Genomic DNA, 8080 nt, shown 5'->3' on the forward strand with positions numbered 1-8080 from the left:
GTAGACGTACTCGTACACGTAGACGTACTCGTACACGCTCGCGCTCGCGCTCGCGGGAGAGTCAGCGACGGACCAGTTCCGCGGGCAGCTGATCGAACGTCATGAACTGGCGCAGCCGGGCGTCCCAGGGCGCTTGACGGGCGAAGCCCTGGGCGAGGCGCGTACTGGTCCGGGAGGGGCGGGGAAGGTCGAGGTCGGTGTAGCCGAGCATGCGGGCGAAGGCCCGCCACACCCGGGCGTCCGGTACCGACCCGACCGCGGCGTGGTGGGCGGCGAGGAGATGGGCGGCGAGCGGGTCCCCGGCCCCGGCGGCGAAGCGCCACCAGTACAGGGCGCTCTCGCGGCGGTCGATCGTGTACAGCAGGCACGCGAAGGTACGGGCACCGGCCCGGTCGTAGTCCGTGTCGAAGGCCAGCAGCGCGTGCACGTCGTCGGAGCGCAGCACGGTGTCGCACAGCCGACGGATGTGAGCGAGGACCGCGGCGGGATGAGCGACCGGGTCGCTGGTGACGATCGGGGTGGGACGTCGGCGGATCGGCCGCTTCCGGTACCGCGGGCCGGTGGAGCGTTGGGGCCGCGCGGTGAACGACGGCGGCGGCGCCGCCGGTCCGGGCGCGTCGTCCGCCGCCGCCGCCGTCTCGGCGGTGGCCGCGGGTCCGGTATCGCTGCGCACCCGGGGAGGACGGGCCGCGTCCTGGGCGATACGGGTGGCGAGGCGTCGCATGAAGTCACCTGTGTCGTGGGTGCCGAGCATGTCGTGCAAGACCCGCGCTTCCGCGCGCAGGGTTTCTTCGAGCATCAGGAGTCCCCTTTCCCCAAGTCAGTGACGTCCATGAAAGCTTGCAGTTTCTTGAGTCCGAGGTGAATGTTGGTTTTGGCCGCGCCTTTCGTGATGTTGAGGTACTTGCCGATTTCGTCGAAATCCATGTCGGCGAGGTAGCGCAGCCGGACGCATTCGGCCTGGGTGGGGGCGCGCTCGCCGAGGCTGGCGAGAGCGCGGTCGAGACCGTCGTAGCCGCGCAGGGCGAGGATGTCGTCGACGGTGGGGGCGTCGGCGTAGGCGGTGTAGGCCGGGCCGGGGACGGGGACCTCGCGGCCGGTGCGGCGGGCGCGGCGCCGGTAGAAGTCGGTGACGGCCGAGTTGAGGATCTTGAAGGCCAGCGCCATCGGGTTGGCGTGGGCCTTGATGCGGGGCCACTTGCGGTGCATTTGTATGGCAGCGTCCATCAGGGCCTCGTCGGCATCGTGCATGTTGCGGAGCCGGACGGCGGCGATACGCATGAAACCGCTTTTGTGCTGCGTGAAGAAGTCGGCGAATTCCCGGTCCAGCACTGCCGATTGAGTCAGGTCCTGCTCGGAGGAATCGGTCACTACTGCGCTCCCTCGATCGGGGGGCGAGCGGGCACGGCCGCCCGGTCCCGCCCGCACGGAAGTACTGGTGTGTGAGTTCGCGGTTCGTGGACGGCACGGCGAACGGTGGGACCGAAGCCCGTCCCGGTCGTCCGGCGGGTGCCCGCCCGTGCCGGTGTGCGCCAGGCCCTGTGAAGCCCCACGGGCCCTCCTTCGTTCCAAGTGGGTTGCCGACAGGCGTCGTTGCCTGCCGGGATGTGCGCGTCGTTCTCACCCCTACACCGATGACGGACCCCGTCGGAGTTAACTCTGAGACATACGTTCTTCGCGGAACGTGATCACCCGGATGGCCGCACGGTGTGTGACCCGCACGGTCGGATCCGCTACGTGACGCTCATCACATGTTTGAACGGGTGGTGGCGCGAAAATCGGCCATCACTCCCGTCCCACCCGTCACAGCGGCTGTCCGCTGCGGCGGGGCGAGATCGCCACCGGCAGCGCGGGGTACTCCCACGGCGACCCGAGGCTGATCATGGCCGCCCGCTGTCCGGCAGCGGTGCGACCGTCGCTCCGGCCGCCGGTCGTCGCTCCGTCGGCGCGTGGCAGCGTCTTCGCGGCTCCGGAGGGTCGCGTACCTCGGAGTCGTGGTACGGCAGGAGTGCGCGCAGGGGTACGTGGTCGAGGTCGGCGGCGCGCTGAGCGCTTCGCAACGCCCGCTCCCCCGATGAGCGCGGCCTCGCCGGGAGGACCGACCGAGGGCAACGAGTTCCGCCCGGACTCGGACAGCTCAGCTGTGGGCTCTGCCCCTCGGTCCCGGATCCGTGTCCTCGGTGCGGGTTACTGGTCCCGGGCGGCGACGTCTGGGCGGCGGGCGGCGGTGACCGGGGGGATCCGCCCGCGCTTCGGCATCGTCACTCCGGGCCGGACGGCTGCGGGCCGCTCAGCGCGGCGGCGGCCCGCAGCCGACCGGGCAGGTGTGCCTCGGCTACGGCGCGCACGGCGGCGAAGCGGTCCGGCGGGCCGCCCAGTCGCGGGATCCGGCGCAGCACGAGGTGGTCCCCTGGGGCGACGAGTCCGTCCATCACGGCTTCGACGAGGACGTGGTTGAGGTGGACGAGGGCGTCGGAGAGGGTGCAGCCCGCGGTGGCGAGGTAGAGGTCGCGCCGTACGGGCGGGCGGTGTCCGGGAACGGCGGGGGCGCCGGGCGGCCGGGGCCCCTCCGGCGCGCCGGGGACCTCGAAGGGGGTGTCCGGCCCCGTGGGCACCGGGGCGTCGGCCTGGAGGAGCTTCAGCAGCCTTCGCAGTGCGGCGGTGGCCGCGGGCGGTCCTGGCGCGGTCCAGGCGGCCGAGAGGTCGGGGGCGGTCCTGGCCGGCGGGAACCGGGTCATGAGGTGTTCGGGGTTGCCCGCCAGGAACACCGTGCGGGTGAAGGACCGCCGCCAGGCGGCGGCCGCTGCGGTGTCGAGGTCCAGCGCGAACGCGCAGGTCTGCCGGGCCCAGACGGCGAGGTCGAGATCCCGCACCACCACGGCGACCAGGGCGCCGTCGCCGTCCTCGCCGGTCGTGGGCGCGATGGCTTCGGCGCCCGCCGCGGCGAGGCCGTCCGCCGAGGCGAGGTCGTGCCGCTCGGCCAGCTCGGGGCGGGCCCGGCGCAGCCGGTCGGCGAGGGAGGCCCGCAGCGCCCGCTGCACGGCATCGGACGCACCGGACGCACCGGAGGCACCGGACGTACCGGACGGCGCGGCGGGGCCGGACTCCGCGGTCGGCGCGGTCGGCGCGGTCGGCACGGTCTGCGGGGTCGGCGCGGTTGTGCCGGGAAGGCTTTCGGCGGTGGTCACACGAACACCCCCGTCATGAGGTCGGTCGCGGGGGCGCGGCGGTGTCGGCCGAGGAGGGAGGAGGTCAGCCGGTAGGGGTCCACATGGAGCTGGGACCTGCGGTGGCGGGCCAGGCGGTCGCCGAGCGGCGGGAGGGCTTCGGTGCGCGCCGCCGCGAGGAGGCGTTCGGCGCGGCCGAGACACTGGTGCAGCAGGTCGGGGCGGTAGGACTCGGCCTGGCCTGGGCCGAGTACGGCGATGAAGTACAGCCGCAGTCCCAGCCGTACGGCCGCCGGGCCGTGCCCGGAGCGGCAGGCGGCGAGCAGGGCTCCGGCGTGCTGGTCCCGCCAGCCGCCCTCGCGCGCGGAGCGGATCGCGCCGTCGATCGGAACCCGCCCGATGGGGACCCGGGACACGGTCGGCCCAAGCGCGGTGAGCACGCGGGCGAGCCGCTGGTAGTCGGGGTCGAGCTGGCTGTCGTAGAGGAGGACGACCTCGTCGTGCTCGGCTGCGAGGGCGAGGAGTTCGCGCAGGGCGCAGGCCAGGTAGTTGGGCCGGCCGTCGGCGCTGATCAGTGTGCGCAGGGGCATGCCGTGCCGGGTGAGGTCGAGGTGGACGGGGCCGCCGAGGGCCCGCTGATCCAGGCACATGCCGAGGGCGTCGAGCCGGGCGATCATCTCGGCCGTGCTGAGGGCGGGTGGCTGATGGCTGAGCAGACCCGGGTCGTGCAGGCCGAGTTCGGCGTACTGCGCTGTCCATATTTCGAGAATCCGGGTGGCCGCGGGGTGTGTCCAGCCGTGTTCGACGGCGTCCGCGTAGGGGCGCAGGGCTGCCGCTGGCACCCGTTCTGCGGCCGCGCGGAAGGCGACGTACAGCGCGCCGAGGTCGAGTTCGTCGAGTGCCGTGGGGTCGAGATCGCCGTGGTTGCGGTCGAGGAACTCCCAGAAGCCCAGGGTCTGTTCGGTGGGGTGGTAGGTGGTGTGGCTGTAGCGGAGGGTGACGTCGGCGAGGTGGGCGGTGGCCCGGTACATCACATCCGTCCACAGCAGCCCCTTGAGGTGGCTCGGGGTGAGCGGCTTGGACGGGGTGACCGTCACGGGGGCGAGGAGCACCCGGGGGCGGCCGGTGCCGGTGCCGTGCTGCCCGGCGGCGGTGGGCGCCGGGGCGAGGGGCGTACCGGCGTCGGGGCCGGTGCCGGGGCGGATGCCGTCGCCGGTGCGGGGGCCGGGCACCGACACCCTCGGGGCGCCGGTGGCGCTCCCCCTCACGGGGCGGTCCGCAGTCGGCCGTGCACGAAGAACACCCGGCGCACTCCGGTCTCCTCGCGGGGCGGCACCGGGTCGGGCCAGCGGTCGAAGTGGGCTCCCTCCTCGCCCGGTTGGATCGCCCGGACGGCGTAGCCGCACGCGTCGAGGAGTTCCTCGGGTTCGTCGACGCCGAACACCCAGGGGGCGCCCCAGTCGGCGAACACGTCGAGCAGCGGCTTCATATGAGGGAGCGTCAGGGCGACCGAGTTGACCAGGTCGGCGGCGACGGCGCTGCCGGGGGCGGAGAACGCCGCTATCCGGGTGAGCAGGCGGCGCACCTCGGCCTCCGGCAGGTAGTACAGGAGCCCTTCGAGCACCCACACCGACGGGAGGCCGGGGTCGTAGCCCGCCGCCCGCAGGTGGTCCTCCCAGCCGGGCGCGAGCAGGTCGGCCGGGACGGCGTGGTGGTCGGCGCGGGGCACGGCACCGGCCAGGCGCTCGCGTTTGTGGGCGAGGACGGCGGGCCGGTCGATCTCGAACCACCGGGTGCCGTCGGGCCAGTCGAGGCGCCAGGCGCGGGTGTCGAGCCCGGCGGGCGCCAGCACGACCTGCCGGATGCCGTCGTCGGCGGTGAGGTCGCGGAGGTGCTCGTCGAGGAAGCGGGTGCGGATGGCGTTGAAGTCGGGGGTGCTGGGCACCTCGCGGCCGTCGGTCGGGCGGGCACCGGCCGCCGCGACCTCGCCGAGGAGGGCGGGGCCGGTCGTCCCGGCGAGGTCGGCGGCGTACGGGTCGGCGTAGAGCCGGTCAGGGCGGCTGGTCTCGGCGGCCCGCAGGGCGGCGGTGAGCAGCGCGGTGCGTTCGAGCGGGCCCAGCCCGGCCACGCGGGCCGCGGTGTCGTCCTGGTGCGTGGTCATGCGGGATCCTCCATGGGGCGCGGGTCCGGTACTGTCGCGGCGGCGCCGACCAGGCGATCCCACTGGGCGGGGTCCTGCCGGAAGAGCCGGTCCTTGACCTGGGTGGGCCGTACGCCGCCCGCGACGGTGTTCTCCCAGTCGCGCAGGAAGGCGTCGGAGGGCAGCCGGAGCGTGGTGGGCGCGGCGAGCCGGTCGGTGTCGCGGGCGGTGCGGTAGCCCGCGGACTCGTGGGCCAGCGCGCCGTCGAGGCGCGTGCTGAAGGCGGTGGCCTCCTCGTCGTGCCACGGGGTGGTGGGGGCGACGGCGAAGACGTACCGTCCGGCGCCGTCCGTGCCCGGCTCGGGCTCCACGCGGCAGGCGGCGTTGCGGAGTTCGAGGCCCGTGGCGCCGAGCGCGGTGGACAGGGCGCGGGTGACCTCGGCCTCCCGCAGCCGCTCCCCGGCGTGGTCGCTGCGGTTGGCACGGCCCGCGTAGGCGAGGCGCGGCACGCCGTGGGTGCGGTCGACGACCCGTACCACGTCCCCGACGGCGTAGCGGTAGAGACCGCCGACGTGGCTGAAGACCACGTGGTAGTCGCGGCCCGGTTCGAGGTCCTGGGGCAGCAGGGTCTGCGCGTCGGGCGTCAGGTCCTCGTCGGCGTCGACGAACTCGTAGACGGACGCGGTGACGACCAGGCTGCCCGCGCTGCCGTGCCGGTCGAGGGCGACGCCCACCGGTCCCTCGGAGGCGGCCACGGGGGCGGGCAGGACGGTGACGTCGGCCCCGAACTCCTCGCGCAGCCGGGGCAGATAGAGCGAGGCGAGACCTGTGGTCCAGCAGAAGATGGCGCTCAGCCGCGGCCACACGTGGGCGGGGCGCACGGTGCCGAACCGGTCGGCGAGGCGCTCCAGTTCGGCGGCGCGAGCCGGGTCGGGGCTGCCGTACGGCAGGCCGCCGAGGGTGCCGTCGCGGATCTCCTTGACGATCCGCGGCCACCACTGGCGCAGCTGGTGCGGGAGGGCGGCGACCATGGCGGGGTTGATGCCGATGACGCAGCGGACGTCGCCGGTGACCGCGAGGCGCAGCCGCAGGTACGCCTTCTCCAGGTGGTCCTGCGCGGCGACGGGCACGGGCAGCGCGCCCCAGGGGGCGTCGGTGCCGGGTTCCGCGGACAGGGGTTCACCGAAGGTCTCGCCGAAGTCGACCTGGCTGGCGCCGACATGGGGCTTTCCGGAGCTGGTGGTGGGCGGTGCGGTGAGCGGGTCGTGCTTGAGGTTGAGCACCGCGTCGGGGCGGGCGAGGACCTCGGGGAAGTGGGCGATGAGCGGCGCCCAGGCCGCGTAGTAGAAGGGGAAGAACGTGGTGCGCATGAAGCGCGGGGTGACCGGGATCTTCTTGTGCGCCCCGGTGCTGCCGCTGCTGGTGAAGAAGACGGCGGGCCGGTCGGCCGTCAGCACGTTGGCCTCGCCTGCGGCGCTGCGCTCGATCCAGGGTTCGAGGTCGGCGTACGTCTGGATCGGCACCGCCCGCCTGAACTCGTCGAGGGTGCGGATGCGGCCGAAGCCGTGGGCGGTGCCGTAGTCGGTTCCGGCGTTGAAGTCCAGCAGGTCGGCGAGGACGCGGCGTTGCTGTTCCGCCGGGTCGGCGAGGGCGGTCAGCAGGCGGGTGCGTTCCGCGAGGACGCGTGCGGTGTAGCGCGCCGCGCGGTCCTGTTCTCCTTGCGGGTCAACCGAGTTCATGGGCGATCAGCTCCCGTACGGTGGCCGCGGTTCGCGCGGCGTCGGCCTGTTCTGCGAGGACGGTCACGGGCAGGTCCCGGATCTCCTCGCGGACGAGCCGGTCGAGGTCGGTCTGGTAGCGCCGGAACCCGTACGGCTCGGGGTCCTGGCCGTAGTGCTCCAAGCAGTTGAGATCGGCGCCCTCGCCCGAGCGGCGCCAGGCGCTCTCGGGGGCGACGTCGAGATAGATGACCCGCTCCGGCTGGGGGAAGGAACGCCACCATGTCAGGAGCGGCTCGTCGGGCACCCCGGCCAGCCGGCACTTCGCGAGGAACTTGTAGTAGTACGAGTCGACGACGACCGGTGTCCAGGGATCTCCGTCGACGATCCGGTCGCGGAGGTGGACGACGGCGGTGTGGACCATGGCGGCGAGGAAGTCCGGGGACCACCGCGCCGTGTGCGGTGCCACGTCCTTCACCACGTCCCGGCGCAGCCGCCCGATGAGAGCGTGCTCGGGGGCCAGGAAGGTGTCGTCCACGGAGACCAGCCGCCAGGGGGCCGCCGTGCGCCGCAACTCGGCCAGCACCGAGGACTTTCCGGCGTAGTCGGGTCCGAGGAGGACGCAGAACGGCGGTGCGGTACGTGGCGGGGATTCCGCCTTTTCCGTCCGCCCTTCCCTATCGCGGGAAAGGGGCCGGTACGGCGACAAGTCGCTACGACCGGAGAGCATGGCGCGTTTCCTCCTCCTACCGGAGTTCCTGGCGATGTGCTGGTGCCGACTCCGTACGAAGGGGGAACTGCGCACCGATGCGGAGATCAGCTTCGTCAGGGACATCAGTTCGGTCAACAGTTTTTCGCCAAGTGAGAGCGGAGCTTTCGCTTGGGGGCGGAATACTAGGAGAAGCGTTAGATTCTCTTTCCCGGATTCCCCGTCCGTCGGCGCGGGGCCAGGCCCGCGCGCCACGCGCGGACCGGCCGACTCGTCCGGCTTCAGCCGTTGTACGGCGATCGGCGGCGGGGGCGATCGGCGTACAACGGCTGAAGCCGGACGAGGC

Annotated in this window: 7 protein-coding genes; all 7 read right to left on the reverse strand. The window is 73.2% G+C overall.

Translation table 11 applies throughout. The features are described 5' to 3' along the window. Positions 1–61 precede the first annotated feature (61 nt). Positions 62–799: a hypothetical protein gene (locus DVH02_RS36050; RefSeq protein ID WP_233518191.1), complete on the reverse strand. Its 738-nt coding sequence runs from the start codon at positions 797–799 to the stop codon at positions 62–64. Continuing rightward, positions 799–1371 carry an RNA polymerase sigma factor gene (locus DVH02_RS12605; protein ID WP_147286048.1) on the reverse strand — a complete coding sequence of 191 codons (573 nt, stop codon included), beginning with the start codon at positions 1369–1371 and terminating at the stop codon, positions 799–801. The genes DVH02_RS36050 and DVH02_RS12605 overlap by 1 nt, the downstream gene beginning before the upstream one ends. An 890-nt stretch (positions 1372–2261) precedes the next feature. Further along, positions 2262–3188 carry a DUF6182 family protein gene (locus DVH02_RS12610; RefSeq protein WP_233518192.1) on the reverse strand — a complete coding sequence of 309 codons (927 nt, stop codon included), beginning with the start codon at positions 3186–3188 and terminating at the stop codon, positions 2262–2264. Next, positions 3185–4399, reverse strand: coding sequence for a hypothetical protein (locus DVH02_RS12615; RefSeq protein WP_325051354.1), 1215 nt, complete (start codon positions 4397–4399; stop codon positions 3185–3187). Before DVH02_RS12615 ends, DVH02_RS12610 begins: the two co-directional genes overlap by 4 nt. A 32-nt stretch (positions 4400–4431) precedes the next feature. Then, a complete protein-coding gene (locus DVH02_RS12625) occupies positions 4432–5328 on the reverse strand; it encodes a class I SAM-dependent methyltransferase (protein WP_114623874.1) in 897 nt (298 codons plus the stop codon). Continuing rightward, the gene (locus tag DVH02_RS12630) at positions 5325–7046 is read right to left on the reverse strand and encodes a GH3 family domain-containing protein (protein ID WP_114623875.1); all 1722 of its coding nucleotides are present in this window, start codon (positions 7044–7046) and stop codon (positions 5325–5327) included. The genes DVH02_RS12625 and DVH02_RS12630 overlap by 4 nt, the downstream gene beginning before the upstream one ends. Next, the gene (locus tag DVH02_RS12635) at positions 7033–7611 is read right to left on the reverse strand and encodes a nucleoside/nucleotide kinase family protein (protein WP_114623876.1); all 579 of its coding nucleotides are present in this window, start codon (positions 7609–7611) and stop codon (positions 7033–7035) included. Before DVH02_RS12635 ends, DVH02_RS12630 begins: the two co-directional genes overlap by 14 nt. Between the last annotated feature and the right edge of the window lie 469 nt (positions 7612–8080).

This window comes from Streptomyces corynorhini, assembly GCF_003346515.1.
Lineage (GTDB): Bacteria > Actinomycetota > Actinomycetes > Streptomycetales > Streptomycetaceae > Streptomyces > Streptomyces corynorhini.